Below are 18,770 nucleotides of genomic sequence, written 5' to 3'. Positions count from 1 at the left end.
GACAATCCCAGCCCCGCCGGCACCATCCAGCCCCGCCGGCGTTTGAGGCGCGGGGGTCTGGGGGCGGAGCCCCCAGGGGGTCCGAGGCGCAGCCCCGGGGAACGGGCGAAGGGCGGGTAGGGGACGGCCCCGCGCAGCGGGCCGTCAGGAGGCGGCCGCCGCCGCAGGGGTCGGGACCCCGATGCGCTCCAGCGCGTCCTGCGCCCCGTACGGCTGGAGGTACGGCATCCAGCGCGGATCCCGGTGCCCCGTGCCGATGATCCGCCACGCCAACCCCGACGGCGGAGCCGGCTGGTGGCGCAGCCGCCAGCCGAGTTCCAGCAGGTGCCGGTCCGCCTTCACGTGGTTGCACCGCCGGCATGCGGCGACCACGTTGTCCCAGACGTGCTGGCCCCCGCGGCTGCGCGGGATCACGTGGTCCACGCTCGTGGCGACGGCCCCGCAGTACATGCAGCGGCCGCCGTCGCGGGCGAACAGCGCGCGGCGGGTGAGTGGAACGGGCCCCCGGTAGGGGACCCGCACGAAGCGCTTGAGCCTGACCACGCTGGGCGCGGGGACGGCTCGTGTCGCGCTGTGCAGGAAGGCGCCCGATTCCTCCAGGGAGATTGCCTTGTTCTCCAGGACGAGGACGAGCGCGCGGCGGAGCGGTACGACGCCGAGGGGCTCGTACGACGCGTTGAGGACCAGGACGTGCGGCACGGACTGCCTCCTTGTACGCCGGCGGCGCGTGGCTCGCGCCGGGACGATCTGCTCTCAGTCTCCCCTTACGGCTGGTCGAAGCGCCACCACGCGCCGGTAACGGGCCCGGGGTGTTTTCAACCACACTCCCTTTCATCCCCAGGTGAGTCCGGTCTCTCCCTCGAACAACGCAACGAGGTCGGTCCCGCGCCCCGTTAGTGTGGATGGCCTGCCCGCACAGCCAGCACGACCGTACGACCGTTCCGCGGGCGGACCGCTATGCCCTGGAGGTTCCCGCCGTGCCCTCGCCCGCCACCCTGCTGCCGCAGGCCGCGTCCACCACCGACGACGCCGCCGAGAGCGTGACGAACGCCGCGAGCTTCGTCGAGGAGAACTGGGCCACCTGGCTGAGCATCGGACTGCGGATCCTGCTGATCATCGTGATCGCGGTGGCGCTGCGCAGCGTGGTCCGCAAGGCCCTGACGAAGCTGATAAGCCGGATGAACACCAGCGCGGAGGCCGTGGAGGGCACGGCGCTGGGCGGGCTGCTGGTCAATGCCGAGCGGCGCCGCCAGCGGTCGGAGGCGATCGGCTCCGTGCTGCGTTCGGTGTCCTCGTTCCTGATCCTGGGTACGGCCGCGCTGATGGTGCTGGCGGCGCTGAAGATCGACCTGGGTCCGCTGCTGGCGAGTGCCGGTGTGGCCGGTGTGGCGATCGGTTTCGGTGCCCGCAACCTGGTGACGGACTTCCTCTCCGGCGTGTTCATGATCATGGAGGACCAGTACGGCGTGGGCGACAAGATCGACGCCGGGGTGGCCTCCGGCGAGGTCATCGAGGTCGGCCTGCGCGTGACCAAGCTGCGCGGCGACAACGGTGAGATCTGGTACGTCCGCAACGGCGAGATCAAGCGCATCGGGAACCTGAGCCAGGGCTGGGCGACGGCGGGCGTGGCCGTGCAGGTCAAGCCGACGGAGAACCTGGCGCACATCCGCGAGGTGGTCCAGGGGGTCGCGGACACCCTGGCGAAGGAGACCCCGTGGGACGAGCGCCTGTGGGGCCCGGTGGAGGTGCTGGGCCTGGACGAGGTGCTGCTGGCCTCCATGACGGTGAAGGTGTCGGCGAAGACCATGCCGGGCCAGCAGTTCGCGGTGGAGCGCGAGCTGCGCTGGCGGATCAAGGACGCGTTCGACGCGGCGGGCATCCGGATCATCGGCGGCGCGCCGGCCCCGGGCGAGGACGAGGTCCCTGCCGACCCGGCGGCGGCCGTCGCGGCGCCGTCCGCGCTGGCCAATCCGGCCTCCCCGCAGTCCCTGGCCACCGCCCCGATACCGACCGCGCCGGCGCCCGCGCCCGCGCCGGGGGTCCGGCTGCCCAAGTAGCCCCCGCCCACGCCGTACGCTGCCCCGCCGGTCCGTTCCGGCGGGGCAGCGGCATTGACAGGCCTCCGAAGCCAATAGGAAACTTAACTAACAGTCTCCTCGGTGAGGGAGGGAACCCGCCATGCCCGCCGCCACCCCGGGAACGCCCAGCCTGCTGCGCGCCATGAACGACCGCGCCGCCCTGGAGCTGCTGCTGACGCACGGCCCCCTGTCCCGGACCCGGATCGGGCACCTCACCGGGCTGTCGAAGCCCACCGCCTCCCAGCTGCTCGCCCGCCTGGAGGCCGCCGGGCTCGTCGTCGCCACCGGCACCGACGGCGGCCGCCCCGGCCCGAACGCCCAGCTGTACGCGCTCAACGCCCGCGCCGCCCACGTCGGCGGCCTCGACGTGACCCCCGACCGGGTGCTCGCCGCCGTCGCCGACCTGGCCGGCACCGTGGTCGGCCGCTTCGAGCTCCCCTACACCGAGGGCGCCGACGCCGTCGGCCAGGTCACCCGGGCCCTCGGCGGAGCCCTGGAGGACGCCGGGCTGACCCTGTCCGACCTGCACCGCCTGGTCATCGCCACCCCCGGCGCCTTCGACCCGCGCACCGGACGGCTGCGCTACGCCAGCCACCTCCCCGGCTGGCACTCCCCCACCCTCCTCGACGAGCTGGCCGCGGCCCTGCCCCTGCCGGTCGAGTACGAGAACGACGTCAACCTCGCCGCGGTCGCCGAGCACCGCCTCGGCGCGGCCCGCGGCCACGAGGACTTCGTCCTGCTGTGGAACGAGGAGGGCCTCGGCGCCGCCCTCGTCCTCGGCGGCCGGCTGCACCGCGGCTGGACGGGCGGCGCGGGCGAGGTGGGCTTCCTGCCCGTGCCCGGCCACCCCCTGGTCCGCCAGGTCACCCGGGCCAACACCGGCGGCTACCAGGAGCTGGCCGGCGTACAGGTGCTGCCCGCGCTCGCCGCCTCGGCCGGACTCGGCCCCGGCTCCGGCTCCGCCCCGGGCGCCCCGCACGCCGCGCAGGTGGCCGCCGGGACCGAGCTGCTGCGGCGGGCCGCCGCCGAACCGGAGGGCGCCCGCCTGGCCTTCCTCCGGTCCTACGCCACCGCGCTCGCCACCGGTCTCGCCTCGCTGGTCGCCGTACTGGACCCGGAGATCGTGGTCCTGTCGGGCGCCCTGATCACCGCGGGCGGCGACCCGCTGCGCACCCTGCTGGAGGACGAGCTCGCCGAACTGGCCCCCTCCCGGCCGCGGCTGGTCACCGGCGAGGTGCGCGAGCGGCCCGTGCTGCGCGGCGCGCTGGAGAGCGCCCTGGCCGCCACCCGCGAGGAAGTCTTCGACACCTCCCGCTGACGCCGACACCCGTAGCCCCCGTACCCCCCACCCCTCATCCAGTTCTCCCCCAGAGAGCGAGCCCCGCCATGCCCCGAGCCGCACGCCTGACCACCACCGCGGCCGCCCTTGCCGCCATATCCGTACTCGCCACCTCCTGCACCGGCCAGAACGGCGCCGGCGCCGGCGACGACCCGAAGGCCGACGTCACCATCGCCTTCTGGCACGGCTGGTCCGCCCCCTCCGAGGTCAAGGCGATCCAGGACAGCATCGACCGCTTCGAGAAGGCCCACCCGAACATCAAGGTCAAAGCCACCGGCAACATGACCGACGACAAGATCAACCAGGCGCTGCGCGCGGGCGGGGACAAGGCCCCCGACGTCGTCTCCTCCTTCGCCACCGACAGCGTCGGCAAGTTCTGCAACTCCGGCGCCTTCGCCGACCTGAACCCCTTCATGGCGAAGTCCGGGGTCGACGGGGCGAAGGTCTTCCCCGCGACCCTGCTGGAGTACACGCGCTACAAGGGCAACCAGTGCACCCTGCCGCTGCTGCACGACGCCTACGGCCTCGTCTACAACAAGACCGCGTTCGCCGCCGCCGGGATCACCGAAGCGCCCGTGACGTGGAGCGAGTTCGCCGAGGTCGCGCAGAAGCTCACCAAGCCCAAGGGCGATTCGTACGAACAGCTGGGCGTGATGCCCACCTTCCACGGCTACGAGACCACCCCGCAGCGCCTCGTCGCCCAGTGGAGCCCCACCTACTTCACCGCCGACGGCAAGGCGAACCTGGCCGGCGACCCGGCCTTCGCGAAGATGCTGACCGCCCAGAAGGACCTGGTGGCCAAGCTCGGCGGCTACGAGAAGCTGGAACGCTTCCGCGCGGGATTCGGAGACGAGTGGAGCGCCGAACACCCCTTCCACAAGGGACTCGTCGCCATGCAGATCGACGGCGAGTGGCGCCCGGCCATGGCCAAGGAAGCCGGCGTCCCCTTCGAGATCGGCACCGCCCCGCTGCCCGTGCCCGACGACCAGCGGGCCGACTACGGCAAGGGCTACCTCTCCGGCACCGTCATGGGCATCTCCTCCGCGAGCCGGAAGCAGAACGCCGCCTGGGAGCTGGTGCGGTACATGACCACCGACACCGAGGCCGTCGTCGCCTTCGCCAACGCCATCCACAACATCCCGTCCACGCTGGCCGCGCTGCAGTCGCCGCAGCTCCGGGTGACCCCCGAGTCGAAGACGTTCCTCGACATCGCCCGGCACGCGAAGTCGAACACCACCCCCGCCCGGGCCGACGGCGGCGCCTACCAGCTGACCTTCCAGGACTTCGCGTACGCCGTCGAGAAGGGCGACGTCCCCGACCTCGCCGCCGGGCTCGCCAAGACCGACCGGCAGATCGACACGGACATCGCGAAGGCCGAGTAGCCCCGATGACCCCGGCCGCGGACACCCCGCACACCCCCGCCCTGCGGGCCAGGCACCGGCGCTCCGCCCTGCGGACCCTCGCCTTCCTGTCGCCCTGGCTGATCGGCTCCGCCGTCTTCTTCGCCTACCCGCTGCTGTCCACCGTCTACTTCTCCTTCACCCGCTACGACGGCTTCCGGCCCCCGGTCTTCAACGGCCTGGACAACTGGAGCTACGTCTTCACCGACTATCCGCTCTTCTGGCCGGCCATGCGCAACACCCTGTGGCTGGTCGTGGTCATGGTGAGCTGCCGGGTCGTCTTCGGCCTCGGCGTCGGACTGCTCGTCACCAAGGTCAAGACCGGTGCCGGGCTCTTCCGGACCCTGTTCTACCTGCCCTACCTGGCCCCGCCGGTGGCCGCGACCCTCGCCTTCGTCTTCCTCCTCAACCCCGGCACCGGCCCGGTCAACACCCTGCTGGACGCCGCCGGGCTGCCCGCGCCCGGCTGGTTCACCGACGCCGGCTGGTCCAAGCCCGCGCTCACCGCCCTCGCGGTGTGGGGCACCGGCGACCTGATGGTGATCTTCATGGCCGCGCTGCTCGACGTACCGAAGGAGCAGTACGAGGCCGCCGAGCTGGACGGCGCCGGGGCCTGGGCCCGCTTCCGGCACATCACCCTGCCGAACATCTCCCCCGTCGTGCTGTTCGCCGTGGTCACCGGGGTCATCCAGGCCATGCAGTACTACACGCAGCCGACGGTCGCCTCGAAGGCCGCCGCCGGGATCATCGGCGGCTCCGGCCAGCAGACCGAGCCGGGCTACCCCGGCAGGTCCACGCTGACCCTCCCCCAGACCGTCTACCACCTCGGCTTCCAGCGCTTCGACTACGGCTCCGCCTGCGTCCTGGCCCTGGTGCTGTTCGCCCTCTCCATGGCCTTCACCGCGCTCCTGATGCGCCGCCGGGGCGGACTGATCGGAACGGGTGACTGACATGCGCGCACACCGCCGCAAGGCCGTGCTCCACTGGGTCGGGGTGCACTCCCTGGCCGTCGCCGCCGCCCTGTTCTTCGTCCTCCCCTTCGTCTTCCTCCTCCTCACCTCGCTGATGAGCGACCAGCAGGCACTGACCCGCGAGCTGTGGCCGCGCACCTGGGAATGGGGCAACTACGCGCAGGTCTGGCACACCCCCGGCTTCCTGACCTGGTGGCGCAACACCCTGCTGTACGCGGGGCTCGGGACCGTGCTGACCGTGGTGTCCTCGGTGCCCGTCGCCTACGCCCTCGCCAAGTTCCGCTTCCGCGGACGGCGGCTCGCGCTGCTCCTGGTGATCGCCACGATGATGCTGCCGCCGCAGGTGGTCGTCATCCCCATGTACCTCTTCTGGGCGAAGCAGCTCGACCTGTCCGGCACCCTGTGGCCGCTGATCGTGCCCCTGGCCTTCGGCGACGCGTTCGCGATCTTCCTGCTGCGGCAGTTCCTGCTGACCATCCCCGACGAGTACCTCGACGCGGCCCGCGTCGACGGCTGCGGCGAGGTCCGCACCCTGCTGCGCGTCGTCCTGCCCATGGCGAAGCCGGGCATCGCGGCCGTCGCCCTGTTCCAGTTCTTCTACGCCTGGAACGACTACTTCGGCCCGCAGATCTACGCCTCCGACAACCCGGCCGCCTGGACCCTCAGCTACGGCCTGGAGTCCTTCAAGGGGGCGCACCACACCAACTGGAACCTGACCATGGCGGCGACGGTGCTCGTCATGGCCCCGGTGATCGTCCTCTTCTTCTTCGCCCAGAAGGCGTTCGTCGAGGGAGTCACCCTGACCGGATTGAAAGGCTGATCCCGATGAAACTCGCAGTGGTGGGCGGCGGTTCCACCTACACGCCCGAACTGGCCGACGGTTTCGCACGGCTGCGCGACACCCTGCCCGTCAGCGAACTCGTGCTGGTCGACCCGGCCGCCGAACGGCTTGAGCTGGTCGGCGGCCTGGCCCGGCGGATCTTCGCCCGGCAGGGCCACCCGGGGCGCGTCACCACCACCTCCGACCTGGACGCGGGCGTCGCCGGCGCCGACGCGGTGCTGCTGCAGCTGCGCGTCGGCGGGCAGGCGGCCCGGCTCCAGGACGAGACGTGGCCGCTGGAGTGCGGCTGCGTCGGCCAGGAGACCACCGGTGCCGGCGGGCTCGCCAAGGCCCTGCGGACCGTACCGGTGGTCCTCGACATCGCCGAACGGGTCCGCCGGGCCGCCCCCGACGCCTGGATCATCGACTTCACCAACCCGGTCGGGATCGTCACCCGGGCCCTGCTCCAGGCCGGGCACAAGGCCGTCGGGCTGTGCAACGTCGCCATCGGCTTCCAGCGCAAGTTCGCGCGGCTGCTGGACGTGGCGCCCGCCGAGGTCCACCTCGACCACGTCGGCCTCAACCACCTGACCTGGGAACTCGGGGTCCGGCTCGGCGGCCCGGACGGCACCGACGTGCTGCCGCGGCTGCTGGCCGAGCACGGGGACGCCGTCGCCGCCGACCTGCACCTGCCGCGGGCGCTGCTGGACCGGCTCGGCGCGGTGCCCTCGTACTACCTGCGCTACTTCTACGCCCACGACGAGGTGGTCCGGGAACTCGGCGAGAAGCCCTCGCGGGCCGCCGAGGTCGCCGCGATGGAGCGGGAGCTCCTCGCCCTGTACGCCGACCCCGCGCTCGACGAGAAGCCCGCGCTGCTGGCCAAGCGGGGCGGGGCCTTCTACTCCGAGGCCGCCGTGGACCTCGCGGCGGCCCTGCTGGGCGGCGGCGGGCCGTCCGTCCAGGTGGTCAACGCCCGCAACGGCGGCACGCTGCCGTTCCTGGCGGACGACGCCGTGATCGAGGTGCAGGCGCGGGTCGACGGCAACGGCCCGGTACCGCTGCCCGCGCCCCGGCTCGACCCCCTGTACGCCGGGCTGGTCGCGCACGTCGCCGCGTACGAGGACCTCGCCCTGGACGCGGCCCTGCGCGGCGGGCGCGAGCGGGTCTTCAAGGCCCTGCTGGCCCATCCGCTCGTCGGACAGTACGACCTCGCCGAGGGGCTCGCCGACCGGCTCCTCGCGCACAACAAGGAGCACCTGCCGTGGGCGTAGCCGTCCCGCCCGCCTGCGCCGTCGTCGCGATCGACGCGGGCAACAGCAAGACCGACGCCGCGCTGGTCGCCGCCGACGGCACGGTCCTCGGCACCGGGCGCGCCGGGGGCTTCCAGCCGCCCGTGACCGGTGTGGAGGCGGCCGTGGACGTCCTCGCGGAGGCCGTCGCCGGGGCGGCGGCGGCCGCCGGGCTGCCCGGGGTGCCGCGCGCGGCCCGGGTCTCGGCCTGTCTGGCCAACGCCGACCTGCCGGTGGAGGAGCGCCGGCTCACCGAGGCGGTGGCGGCGCGGGGCTGGGGCGCGGCCACCGAGGTGCGCAACGACACCTTCGCGATCCTGCGGGCGGGTGCGGACGGCCCGCTCGGGGTCGCCGTGGTCTGCGGGGCGGGCATCAACTGCGTGGGCATGCTGCCCGACGGGCGGACCGCCCGCTTCGCCGCCCTCGGGCAGATCTCCGGGGACTGGGGCGGCGGGGGCGGCCTGGCCCAGGAGGCCCTGTGGTGGGCGGCCCGCGCCGAGGACGGACGGGGCGGGCCCACGGCCCTGGCGGCGGCGCTGCCGGGGCACTTCGGGCTGGCTTCGATGGCGGCGCTGATCGAGGCGCTGCACCTGGGCGGGCTGGACCGGGGGCGGCTGCACGAGCTGGTGCCGGTGCTGTTCGCGGTGGCGGGGGCGGGCGACGCGGTGGCGGCGGCGCTGGTGGAGCGGCAGGCCGAGGAGGTGGTGGCGCTGGCGTCGGTGGCGCTGGAGCGGCTCGGCCTGCTGGAGCGGGAGGCGCCGGTGCTGCTGGGCGGCGGTGTGCTCGCGGCCCGGCACCCGGGGCTGAACGGCCGGATCGGGGAACTGCTGGCCGCCCGCGCCCCCCTGGCCCGGCTCTCGGTGGTCACGGCCGCGCCGGTGCTGGGTGCGGCCCTGCTGGGCCTGGACGCGCTGGGCGCGCCGCCCGCGGCGATGGCGAGGCTGCGTGCCCGGTTCGAGTGAACCCGGGCCGCCGGCGCGCACCTGCGGAACCACGGGGGCCGCTGCGGCGTATTGACGGTGAAGGGTGACGGGGGAACGGCCGGGGGCAGGAGCCGGGGGCGGCGGCCGGAGGTCCGGGAGGGGGTCCGGAAGGGGGATCGTCCAAGATCGGGCACCGGGTGCTGTGGTCGGGCGCCGCTACGGCCATACTGCTGCGGAGCAGAGGGACCGAGGGGGAGGTCACGGTGGCCATCACGACACGCGCGTCCGCGCCCGGGGGCGGTACCTCCGGGACGCCCGCCGGGCCGGCTGGGAGACCGTCCGCGCCGCCGGGGCGCAGTACCGCCTGGGCCGAGGGCGTGGAGCGGGTGCGCGCCGCGGCGACGACCGAGCCGGGCCGGCTGCGGATCATCGGCGCGGTGCTGGCCGCCCTGGTCGTGCTGTTCGGCGCGGTCGCGGTGTGGGAGGTGTCCGGCCGGGCCACCGCCGCGGAGGACGTGGTGGGCCGCAGCCAGCCGCTGAGCGCGGACGCCGCGAGCATCTACCGCTCCCTCGCCGACGCCGACACGGCCTCCTCCAGCGGTTTCCTCGCGGGTGCCCAGGAGCCCCGGGAGGTCCGCCAGCGCTACGAGAAGGACATCGCGAACGCCTCCCGGCTGCTGGTGAGCGCGGCCGCGAACACCGGGGCCGGCGGGGAGTCCCGCAAGGAGATCGCGCTGCTCGGCGAGCAGCTGCCCCGGTACACCGGTCTGATCGAGCAGGCCCGCGCCACGAACCGGCAGGGCCTGCCGCTGGGCGGCGCCTACCTGCGCTACGCGAACGAGCAGATGAGCACGGTGCTGCTGCCGGCGGCGCAGCGGCTCTACGAGGCGGAGACGGGCCGGCTGTACACGGACTACGACGAGGCCCGGTCCTGGCCGGTGGCGGCGACGGGCGCGGGCGTGCTCGCGCTGGGCGCCCTGGTGTGGGCGCAGCGGCGGAACTACCGTCGTACCAACCGGGTCTTCAACCACGGGCTGCTGGCGGCGACGGCCGCCGCGTCGGTGGTGCTGCTGTGGCTGACGGTGGGGCAGTCGGTCGCGCGGGCGGGGCTGGGCGAGGCCCGGGCCGACGGCCAGGAGTCCCTGAAGGTGCTCAACGACGCGCGGATCGCCTCGCTCCAGGCGCGGGCGAACGAGAACCTGACGCTGATCGCGCGGGGTGCCGTACTGGCCGAGGACAAGAAGTCCGACAAGTACGACGTGGACTACGAGAAGAACATGAAGCAGCTCGACGCCGGGCTGGCACGGGCGCTGCGGCTGGCCGACGACGCGAGCGGCCGGGAGCCGGTCTCGAAGGCCGTCGAGGGCGTGGCGCAGTGGAAGCAGCGGCACGCGGCGGCCCGGGACGCCGACATGAAGGGCGACTACGAGCAGGCCCTGCCGCAGGTCATCGGGGACGCGAAGCACAAGGACAGCAGCGGGGCCTCGTTCGACACGGTGGACGCCTCCCTGGAGCGGGCCGTGGCCCATGAGCAGAAGCAGTTCACCGTGGCCGCCCGGGACGGGCTCGGCGCGCTGGGCGGGCTGGTGACGGGCTCGGCGGTGCTGGCGGTCGCCGGCGCGGCGGCGGCCCTCCTCGGCATCGGCCGCAGGCTTTCGGAGTACAGGTGAGATCGATGCGGATACGAGGCACACGGGTGCGGCGTGCGGCGGGCCGGCTGCGCGGCTGGGGCGGGGTGAGCGCGATGGCCGCGGCCTGCGCGGTGACGGCCGCGGCGGTGCTGCTGCCGCTGGCCGGGTCCTCGCCGTCCGGCGGTTCCGGCGTGGTCCACGATCCGGCTTCGATCGCGGTGGTCCCGTACGCGCCGGCCGACACCTGCCAGGATCCGGAAGCCAGTCTGCGTCCGTCGGGGCTGGACGGCCCGGCGATCGAGCGGATCCGCAAGGCGGGCAAGCTCGTGGCGGGCGTGGACCAGAACAGCTTCAAGTGGGGCTACCGCAATCCGGACGGCCACCTGGACGGTTTCGACATCGACCTGGTCAAGGCGATAGCGAAGGACATCCTGGGCAACGAGGACCTGGTCATCTACCGGGCGATCCCGACCAGTCAGCGCGTCCCGGCGCTCCAGGAGGGCCGGGTCGACATCGTGGTGCGGACCATGACGATCAACTGCAAGCGGCTGGAGGACGTCGCGTTCTCGACGGCCTACTTCGAGGCGGGCCAGCAGGTGCTGGCCCCCAAGGGTTCGCCGATCACCGGCTACGACGCCTCGCTGAAGGGCCGCCGGATCTGCACGGCGGCCGGTTCCACGGCGGAGGCGGCCCTGAAGTCCCAGTCGTACGGGTCGGTCGGGGTGTCGGTGGCGAACCAGCTGGACTGCCTGGTGCGGCTCCAGCTGGGCGAGGTGGACGGGATCATCACGGACAACGCGCTGGCCGCCGGGCAGGCGGCGCAGGACCCGTCGGTGCAGCTGGTCGGGGCGCCGTTCACCCGCGAGTTCTACGGGGTGGCGATGAACAAGGACGCCTCCGACCTGGTGCGCCGGGTGAACAAGGTGCTGGAGAACTACCGGGCGGGCGGTGACCAGAGCCCGTGGGCGACCTCGTACCGCAAGCACTTCGAGGACGTCCTGCCGAAGGCGAGCGTGCCTCCGGCGCCCAAGTACCGGGACGGCTGAGGCCCATGGCGGATTCGGAGCGGTACGTGAGCGAGTGGGGCGGACTTCATGCGGGCGGGGACCGGGCGGGCGGCTTCCGTGCGGCGGGGCGGCCCGGGGCGGGGGCCGCGGTGATGGACCGGGACGACGTGGACCGTGCGCTGGCCCGTCTGGGTGCGGAGCACGAGGCCGTGGAGACGTCCCTGCTCGCGCTGCAGGACCACGCGGGCCGGCGGCTGCTGGAGGGCGCCGCGCTGAGCGGGGTCACCAAGGAGCGGTGGGCCTCCGCGGACGCGGCGGTGACCCGGCTGTGGACGTACTTCGACGCGTACAGCGGGGCGCTGGCAGCGGCCCGGGAGATCCGCGAGCGGCGCCGCTGGCCGAGCCGGGAGGACCTGGCGGAGCTGACGGAGCGGCTGCGCGGACCGGGGGTGACGATCGCCGGGGCCGGCGCGGAGGGCGTGGCGCTGGCGGAGCGCTTCTCGCTGGCCGAGCTGGTGTCCCGGATGAACGAGCTGTACGCGGCCTCCCTGGACGTGGTGGTCGCCGCGGACGCGGTGTGGTCGGCGCTGCCCGCGCGGATCGACCTGCTCGCCGCCGAGCTGCACCGGACGCGTTCGCTGGCGCACTCGGTGGGGGTGCGGCCGGGCGAGCACCCCTCGGGGGACGACCTGGAGGAGATCACCGCCGAGCTGGCGGAGCTGCGGGCGTCGGTGATCGCGGACCCGCTGGCCTTCTGGGTGGCGGTGGCGGGGAGTTCCGCCCCGGGCGGGGGCCGTCCGGACACCGCCCGCTACGACCGGGCGGCGCGCGCGCTGGACGACGTACGCCGTGAGGTCGAGGCGGTCCTGACGGTGCGGCAGGACGCGGAGCAGCGGCTGATCGCGGTGCGGGACCTGCTGTCGCGGGCGGACCGGACCCTGGCGGAGGCGCGGACGGCGCGCGGGGAGGTGCTGGCGAAGATCGCGGCGTCGGAGGTGCCGGCGGTCAGCGGTCCGCCGACGGTCCTGCAGGAGCAGCTGGCGGCGGCGGCCGAGTACCGGCGGCAGTCGCAGTGGCACCGGCTGTCCCCGCTGCTCGACGCGCTGGAGGACCGGGCCGAGGAGGAACTGCGGCGGGCCCGTGAATCGTTGACAGCGGTGACGGCGCCGCTGGCGGTCCGGGCCGAGCTGCGCGGGCGGCTCGACGCGTACAAGGCGAAGGCGGCCCGGCACGGCCTGGCGGAGGACCCGCTGCTGATCGAGCGGTACGACGCGGCCCGGCGGATGCTGTGGAGCGCGCCCTGCGACCTGCGGGCCGCCGAGCAGGCGGTGTGGCGCTACCAGCAGGCGACGGCGGAGGCGCTGGCGCCGCAGGACCACCGGCCCGGACGGCCGGGGGAGGAGGAGGCATGAGCCTGATCGGATCGCCCTGCCTTCGTCCGGGCTGCCCGGGGTCGTACGAGGACATGGGCGGCGGCGAGGTGTACTGCGACACCTGCGGGCTCGCTCCGGTGGGAGCGGTCGCGGCGGGCGCGGAGGAGCTGGTGTCGCCGCCGACGGGGATGACGAGCGCCGCCCGGCTGGGGGACTCGCGGGGTTCGGCGGGTTCGCGCGGTTCGGGGCGCTCCTCGGCGTCGGCGCGTTCGTCGCGGTCCTCGCGGTCCTCGTCCTCGCGGCGTTCGGTGTCGGGGCGGCTGTCGCGGGCGCTGCCCGGTTCGGTGTCCACCCGGTCGGTGTCGGTGCGCAGTTCGGGCTCGTCGGCGTCCTCGTCGGGGCGCAGCCGGCTGGGCGCGGGGCTGGTCAGCGTCCCGGAGGTGCCGCGTCCGGACCCTTCGGCGGCGGTGCTGGAGAACCCGGAGGTGCCGGAGCGCAAGCGGTTCTGCTCGCGCTCGGACTGCGGCGCGCCGGTGGGCCGGGCGCGCGGGGACCGGCCGGGGCGCACGGAGGGCTTCTGCACCAAGTGCGGGCACCCGTACTCGTTCGTGCCGAAGCTGCGCGCCGGGGACGTGGTGCACGGCCAGTACGAGGTGGCGGGCTGTCTCGCGCACGGCGGGCTCGGCTGGGTCTACCTGGCGGTGGACCGGGCGGTGTCGGACCGGTGGGTGGTGCTCAAGGGCCTGCTCGACACCGGGGACCAGGACGCGATGGAGGCGGCGATCTCCGAGCGGCGCTTCCTCGCGGAGATCGAGCACTCGAACATCGTGCGGATCTACAACTTCGTGGAGCACCTGGACCAGCGGACGGGTTCGCTGGACGGGTACATCGTCATGGAGTACGTGGGCGGCAAGTCGCTGAAGGAGATCGCCAACGAGCGGCGGCGGCCGGACGGGCGGCGCGATCCGCTGCCGGTGGAGCAGGCGTGCGCGTACGGGATCGAGGCCCTGGAGGCGCTCGGACACCTGCACAGCCGGAACCTGCTGTACTGCGACTTCAAGGTCGACAACGCGATCCAGCAGCAGGACCAGCTGAAGCTGATCGACATGGGTGCGGTGCGGCGGATGGACGACGAGGAGTCGGCCATCTACGGCACGGTGGGCTACCAGGCGCCGGAGGTGGCGGAGCTGGGGCCCTCGGTGGCCTCGGACCTGTACACGGTGGCGCGCACGCTGGCGGTGCTGACCTTCGACTTCCAGGGCTACACGAACGTGTTCGTGGACTCGCTGCCGGATCCGGAGCACATCGAGGTGTTCCAGCGGTACGAGTCCTTCTACCGGCTGCTGGTGCGGGCGACGGATCCGGATCCGGGGCGGCGGTTCGCGTCGGCGCAGGAGATGGCCGACCAGCTGACGGGCGTGCTGCGGGAGGTCGTGGCGCTGCAGACGGGCCGGCCGCGGCCGTGGCTGTCGACCCTGTTCGGGCCGGAACTGCGGGTTCCGGACACTGAGTTGTACGAGGACGCGGCGGGGGCGGAGGTGTCCCGGCTGGGCGTGCGGCCGGTGGCCTCCCGGCGGGGCGGAGGCCTGTTCGGGCGGCGCTCCGGCGGCGCGGAGGCCGAGGCGGGGGGCGCGGCGGAGGGCGCGGCGGCCGGCTCCGGCGGCGGTGCCGCCGCCGTGGGCGCGGGGGCCGTGAACCCGGCTGCGGCCGGTGCGGCCGAGGTCGCCGGTGCGTCCGGGGTCGCCGCCGTGCCCATTGCGCCCGTCGGGGGCGGGGCGTTGCCCTCGCTCGGGACCACCGCCACGCACATCGCCGGGGCCCCGGTGCCCGGGCCGCGGCACGCCGCCGCGGCGCCCGCGCAGGCGTTCGGGCCGCTCCCGGTGCCGCGTACGCCCGTACCGGCGGCGGCCGGCCTGGCGGTGCTCGACGCCCGTGACACCGCGCTCGCGCTGCCGGTGCCGCTGGTGGACCCGACCGACCCCAATGCCGGGTTCCTCGCCGGACTCCTCGCCTCCGCTCCCGCCGACCTGCTCGGCGCCCTGGCCGCGGCCCCGGCCGACTCCGCCGAGCTGCGGCTGCGGGAGCTGCGCGCCCGGCTCGAACTGGGCGAACTGGCCGTGGCCGGCGAGGCCCTGGCCGAGCTGGAGGCCCGCCATCCGGACGACTGGCGGGTGGTGTGGGCACGCGGGATCGCCTCCCTGGCCACCGGGGACGACGAGATAGCGGCCCTGTCCTTCGACGCCGTCTACGACGCCTTCCCGGGCGAGCCGGCGCCGAAGCTGGCGCTCGGGCTGTGCGCCGAGGTCCTGGGCCAGCTGGACAACGCCGCCGAGTACTACCGGCTCGTCTGGATCACCGACCCGGGCTTCGTGAGCGCGGCCTTCGGGCTGGCCCGGGTCCAACTGGCCGCCGGGGACCGGGACGCGGCGGTGCGCACCCTGGAATCCGTACCGGAGGCGTCGATCCACTACACCGCCGCACGGGTGGCGGCGGTACGGGCACGCCTGCGCGACCGGTCCCCGGACGAGGAGCTGCTGGCCGACCTCGTGGCGGCTTCGGGCCAGGTGGAGGCGCTGCGGCGGTTCGGCCTGGATCCGGAGCGGCAGGAGCGGCTGGCGACGGAGGTTCTGGGCTCCGCCCTGGACTGGGTACTGTCGGGTAGCCGGGGTGCCGACCCCGGCCGGACCTCGCTGCTCGGCAGTCAACTGGACGAGCGGGGGCTGCGCTTCGGCCTGGAACGCTCCTACCGTGTCCTCGCCCGGCTGGCGCAGCGGGGCGAGGAGCGGATCGAACTGGTGGAACGGGCAAACCGTTTCCGTCCCCGGACGTGGGTGTGAGTGATGTCGATGCATCGGCTGTCGGGCTGCCCCAGCTGCGCGGAGCCCCTGGAGGAGGGTGACCGTTTCTGCGGCGTGTGCGGATACGCCCTCTCCGCCGCGCCCCCGGACGCGGACCCCACCCCGACCCTCCCGGTCACCCCGACCGCGGGCACGGCGGGCCGGGCCGGCCACGAACCCCCGGCCGGCACCCCGCCGGCACCTCCGGCCGCACCCCCAGCACCTCTGGCCGCGCCGTCGGCTCCTGCAGCCGTCCCGCCGGTCCCTCCGGCACCTCCGGCCGTCCCGCCGGTGCCCCCGGCCGGCCCGCCGGTGCCCCCGGCCGGCCCGCCGGTGCCCCCGGCCGCGCCGTCTGCTCGTACGGCCGCACCCCCGGCACCTCCGGCCGTCCCGCCGGTCCCGTCGGCCGCGCCCCCGGCCCCGGCCCCGGCCCCGGCCCCGGCCCCGGCCCCGGCCCCGGCACATCCTGCCGTGCCGCCCGCACCGGCCGCGGCTGCCGTGACGGCGCCCGGGTGGGAGCCCGGGTACGGCGCCCCGGCGGGCTCGGCCGCGCCCGGCGGCCAGCCCTCCCCCGCCGCCGTCCCGGCCGGGGCCGCGTACTCCGTCCCCGGCTACGGCGGGGCCCCGGCCGGGTACGGCGTGCCCGCGCCCGGCTGGGAGGGCGAGGGCCCGGACGCCCCCTGGGCCTCCGCCGCCCCCGGCCCCGACGGCCCCGACGGCCCGCACGAAGACCCGTACGCCCCGCAGGGCACCGGCACCGGGGAGGCGCACGCCGCCGCCCCGCAGGGCGAGGGCCGGACCTGCGTCGCCTGCCGCGCCGGGCACGTGGACACCGACGGGTACTGCGAGCACTGCGGCCACGCGCAGCCCCGCGAGCGGGACCACCTGGAGGAGGAGCTCTGCAGCGTCGCCGCCGTCAGCGACCGCGGCCTGCGCCACCACCGCAACGAGGACTCCTTCGCCGTCTCGGCCACCGCCCTGCCCGACGGATCCGCCGCGACCGTCGCCATCGTCTGCGACGGCGTCTCCTCCGCCAGCCGCCCCGACGAGGCCTCGGCCGCGGCCGCCGGCGCAGCCAACGAGGCGCTCCTGGACGCCCTTCCGCGCGGCGCCGACCCGGTGGCGGCCATGCACGGGGCGATCCTCGCGGCGGCCGCCGCCGTCGCCGCGCTCGCCCCGCCGGCCCCCGGCGCGCAGAACGCCCCCGCCTGCACGCTGGTCGGAGCCGTCGTCAGCGGCGGCGTGCTCACCATCGGCTGGGTCGGCGACAGCCGCGCCTACTGGGTGCCGGACGACCGCGCGGCCCTGGCCCGGCGGCTCACCGAGGACGACTCCTGGGCCGCGCAGATGGTCGCGGCGGGCCTGATGGGCGAGGCCGAGGCCTACGCCGACGTCCGGGCCCACGCCATCACCGGCTGGCTCGGGGCCGACGCGTACGACCTCGAACCGCACACCGCCAGCTTCAGACCGGACCACCCCGGCGTGGTGGTCGTCTGCACGGACGGCCTGTGGAACTACGCCGAGTCCGCGCAGGAGATGGCGCAGGTCCTGCCCGCGGACGCCGCCGACCGGCCGCTGCACAGCGCGCAGGTCCTGGTCGGGCACGCCCTGGACGGGGGCGGACACGACAACATCACCGTCGCCGTCGTGCCCTTCGCGGGCCCGGCGCAGCCCCACGCCCAGAGCGAAGCGGAACCCGAAGCGGAACCGCAGGCCCGCCCCCGGGCCTGACCATCCGCCACCCCAGCCGGCCCGGAGGAGGAGACCGACCGATGGCGAACTTCGCCAAGCCGAGCGCACCCCGCTTCAGCGTGGAGGTGTACCAGAACGAGTTCCTGCCCGAGGGCGGACGGGACGTGCACGCCATCGTGACGGTCACCTCCACCGGCGGAGCCACGGCCACCGCCGCGCACGTGCCCGGCGGCCAGGACGCCGCCGTCGTGATCATGGTGGACTGCTCCGGCTCCATGGAGTACCCGCCGGACAAGATGCGGGGCGCCCGCGAGGCCACCGCCGCCGCGATCGACACCCTGCGCGACGGCACCGCGTTCGCCGTGATCGCCGGGACGCACGAGGCCCGGGAGGTCTACCCCGGCCAGGGCGGCCTCGCCACCGCCGGGCCCGCCACCCGCGCCCAGGCCAAGGAGGCGCTGCGCGGCCTGCGGTCGGGCGGCGGCACGGCCATCGGGACCTGGCTGCGGCTCGCCGACGGCCTGCTGCGCCGCACCCCGGCGACGATCCGGCACGGCATCCTGCTCACCGACGGCCGCAACGAGCACGAGGACCCGGCCGTGCTGCGCGCCACCCTCGACGCCTGCGCCGGCCGCTTCACCTGCGACGCCCGCGGGGTGGGTACGGACTGGGAGGTGAAGGAGGTCACCGGCATCGCGAGGGCGCTGCTCGGCTCCGCCGACATCGTCGCCGATCCGGCCCACCTCGCCGAGGACTTCACGCGCATGATGGAGCAGGCCATGCGCAAGGAGGTCGCGGACGTCGCGCTGCGCCTGTGGACCCCGGTCGGCGCGGAGGTCCAGTACGTCAAGCAGGTCTCGCCGTCCGTCCACGACCTGACCGGCCGCCGCACCGAGGCGGGCCCGCGCGCCGGGGACTACCCGACCGGCTCGTGGGGCGACGAGTCCCGCGAGTACCACGTGTGCGTCCGGGTGCCGGGGGCCGCCGTGGGCCAGGAGATGCTGGCCGCCCGCGCCTCGCTGGTGCTGCCGGGAGTGGACGGCGGGCCCCGGCCCCCGCTCGCGCAGGGACTGGTCCGGGCGGTGTGGACGGACGACCTCGCGGCGTCGACGGCCATCAGCCCCCAGGTGGCGCACTACACGGGACAGGCGGAACTCGCGGAGGCTATCCAGCAGGGCCTGGAAGCCCGCAAAATGGGCGATGTCGACGGTGCGACGGCGAAGCTGGGCCGTGCCGTGCAGTTGGCGAGCGCCTCCGGGAACGCCGACACCGCCAAACTGCTCTCGAAGGTGGTGGATGTCGTGGACGCGGCGGCGGGTACTGTGCGGCTGAAGGCGAAGGTCGCCGATGCCGACGAGATGACCCTTGAAACGCGTTCGACGCAGACCGTCCGAGTGAAGAAGACCTGAG

14 protein-coding genes are annotated in these 18,770 nt (G+C 74.7%); 13 read left to right on the top strand and 1 reads right to left on the bottom strand.

Going from position 1 to position 18,770, the window contains the following annotated elements:
• Positions 1–144 precede the first annotated feature (144 nt).
• Complete coding sequence (locus ACQKM2_RS28730) at positions 145–699, bottom strand: HNH endonuclease (RefSeq protein WP_427714767.1); 555 nt, start codon at positions 697–699, stop codon at positions 145–147.
• Between the two features lie 278 nt (positions 700–977).
• On the opposite strand from ACQKM2_RS28730, the gene ACQKM2_RS28725 reads away from it, so the two are divergent.
• From ACQKM2_RS28725 to ACQKM2_RS28665, 13 genes are all read left to right on the top strand, one after another.
• The gene (locus tag ACQKM2_RS28725; RefSeq protein ID WP_427714766.1) at positions 978–2,057 is read left to right on the top strand and encodes a mechanosensitive ion channel family protein; all 1,080 of its coding nucleotides are present in this window, start codon (positions 978–980) and stop codon (positions 2,055–2,057) included.
• Positions 2,058–2,178: 121 nt separating this feature from the next.
• The gene (locus ACQKM2_RS28720; RefSeq protein WP_427714765.1) at positions 2,179–3,396 is read left to right on the top strand and encodes an ROK family transcriptional regulator; all 1,218 of its coding nucleotides are present in this window, start codon (positions 2,179–2,181) and stop codon (positions 3,394–3,396) included.
• Positions 3,397–3,464: 68 nt separating this feature from the next.
• Positions 3,465–4,799, top strand: a complete 1,335-nt coding sequence (locus ACQKM2_RS28715; protein ID WP_427714764.1) for an ABC transporter substrate-binding protein — start codon at positions 3,465–3,467, stop codon at positions 4,797–4,799.
• A 5-nt stretch (positions 4,800–4,804) separates the two neighbouring features.
• Complete coding sequence (locus tag ACQKM2_RS28710; protein WP_427714763.1) at positions 4,805–5,767, top strand: carbohydrate ABC transporter permease; 963 nt, start codon at positions 4,805–4,807, stop codon at positions 5,765–5,767.
• 1 nt (position 5,768) lies between these two features.
• The gene (locus tag ACQKM2_RS28705) at positions 5,769–6,608 is read left to right on the top strand and encodes a carbohydrate ABC transporter permease (RefSeq protein WP_427714761.1); all 840 of its coding nucleotides are present in this window, start codon (positions 5,769–5,771) and stop codon (positions 6,606–6,608) included.
• Positions 6,609–6,613: 5 nt separating this feature from the next.
• The gene (locus ACQKM2_RS28700) at positions 6,614–7,879 is read left to right on the top strand and encodes a 6-phospho-beta-glucosidase (RefSeq protein WP_427714759.1); all 1,266 of its coding nucleotides are present in this window, start codon (positions 6,614–6,616) and stop codon (positions 7,877–7,879) included.
• Entirely contained in the window at positions 7,870–8,859 is a 990-nt protein-coding gene (locus tag ACQKM2_RS28695; RefSeq protein ID WP_427714758.1) for an N-acetylglucosamine kinase, read from the top strand. The genes ACQKM2_RS28700 and ACQKM2_RS28695 overlap by 10 nt, the downstream gene beginning before the upstream one ends.
• A 224-nt stretch (positions 8,860–9,083) precedes the next feature.
• Entirely contained in the window at positions 9,084–10,490 is a 1,407-nt protein-coding gene (locus ACQKM2_RS28690) for a hypothetical protein (protein ID WP_427714756.1), read from the top strand.
• Positions 10,491–10,495: 5 nt separating this feature from the next.
• The gene (locus ACQKM2_RS28685; protein WP_427714754.1) at positions 10,496–11,497 is read left to right on the top strand and encodes a glutamate ABC transporter substrate-binding protein; all 1,002 of its coding nucleotides are present in this window, start codon (positions 10,496–10,498) and stop codon (positions 11,495–11,497) included.
• A gap of 113 nt (positions 11,498–11,610) precedes the next feature.
• Entirely contained in the window at positions 11,611–12,870 is a 1,260-nt protein-coding gene (locus tag ACQKM2_RS28680; RefSeq protein WP_427714774.1) for a hypothetical protein, read from the top strand.
• Between the two features lie 5 nt (positions 12,871–12,875).
• Positions 12,876–15,668, top strand: coding sequence for a tetratricopeptide repeat protein (locus ACQKM2_RS28675; protein ID WP_427714772.1), 2,793 nt, complete (start codon positions 12,876–12,878; stop codon positions 15,666–15,668).
• 471 nt (positions 15,669–16,139) lie between these two features.
• Complete coding sequence (locus tag ACQKM2_RS28670; protein WP_427714753.1) at positions 16,140–17,399, top strand: PP2C family protein-serine/threonine phosphatase; 1,260 nt, start codon at positions 16,140–16,142, stop codon at positions 17,397–17,399.
• A 41-nt stretch (positions 17,400–17,440) separates the two neighbouring features.
• Positions 17,441–18,769 (top strand): vWA domain-containing protein, encoded by a 1,329-nt coding sequence (locus ACQKM2_RS28665; protein ID WP_427714751.1) that lies wholly within the window; start codon positions 17,441–17,443, stop codon positions 18,767–18,769.
• Position 18,770 lies beyond the last annotated feature (1 nt).

The organism is Streptomyces sp. NPDC004126 (genome assembly GCF_050275515.1).
Taxonomy (GTDB): Bacteria; Actinomycetota; Actinomycetes; order Streptomycetales; family Streptomycetaceae; genus Streptomyces.
The sequence above is the reverse complement of the archived record's forward strand: the minus strand, read 5'-3'. Positions and strand labels throughout refer to the sequence as shown.

What these genes read in the sequence shown, in the direction of transcription:
- ACQKM2_RS28720 (WP_427714765.1), top strand. Translation starts at nt 2,179, where the DNA reads ATGCCCGCCGCCACCCCGGGAACGCCCAGCCTGCTGCGCGCCATGAAC.
- ACQKM2_RS28715 (WP_427714764.1), top strand. Translation starts at nt 3,465, where the DNA reads ATGCCCCGAGCCGCACGCCTGACCACCACCGCGGCCGCCCTTGCCGCC.
- ACQKM2_RS28710 (WP_427714763.1), top strand. Translation starts at nt 4,805, where the DNA reads ATGACCCCGGCCGCGGACACCCCGCACACCCCCGCCCTGCGGGCCAGG.
- ACQKM2_RS28705 (WP_427714761.1), top strand. Translation starts at nt 5,769, where the DNA reads ATGCGCGCACACCGCCGCAAGGCCGTGCTCCACTGGGTCGGGGTGCAC.
- ACQKM2_RS28700 (WP_427714759.1), top strand. Translation starts at nt 6,614, where the DNA reads ATGAAACTCGCAGTGGTGGGCGGCGGTTCCACCTACACGCCCGAACTG.
- ACQKM2_RS28685 (WP_427714754.1), top strand. Translation starts at nt 10,496, where the DNA reads ATGCGGATACGAGGCACACGGGTGCGGCGTGCGGCGGGCCGGCTGCGC.
- ACQKM2_RS28680 (WP_427714774.1), top strand. Translation starts at nt 11,611, where the DNA reads ATGGACCGGGACGACGTGGACCGTGCGCTGGCCCGTCTGGGTGCGGAG.
- ACQKM2_RS28665 (WP_427714751.1), top strand. Translation starts at nt 17,441, where the DNA reads ATGGCGAACTTCGCCAAGCCGAGCGCACCCCGCTTCAGCGTGGAGGTG.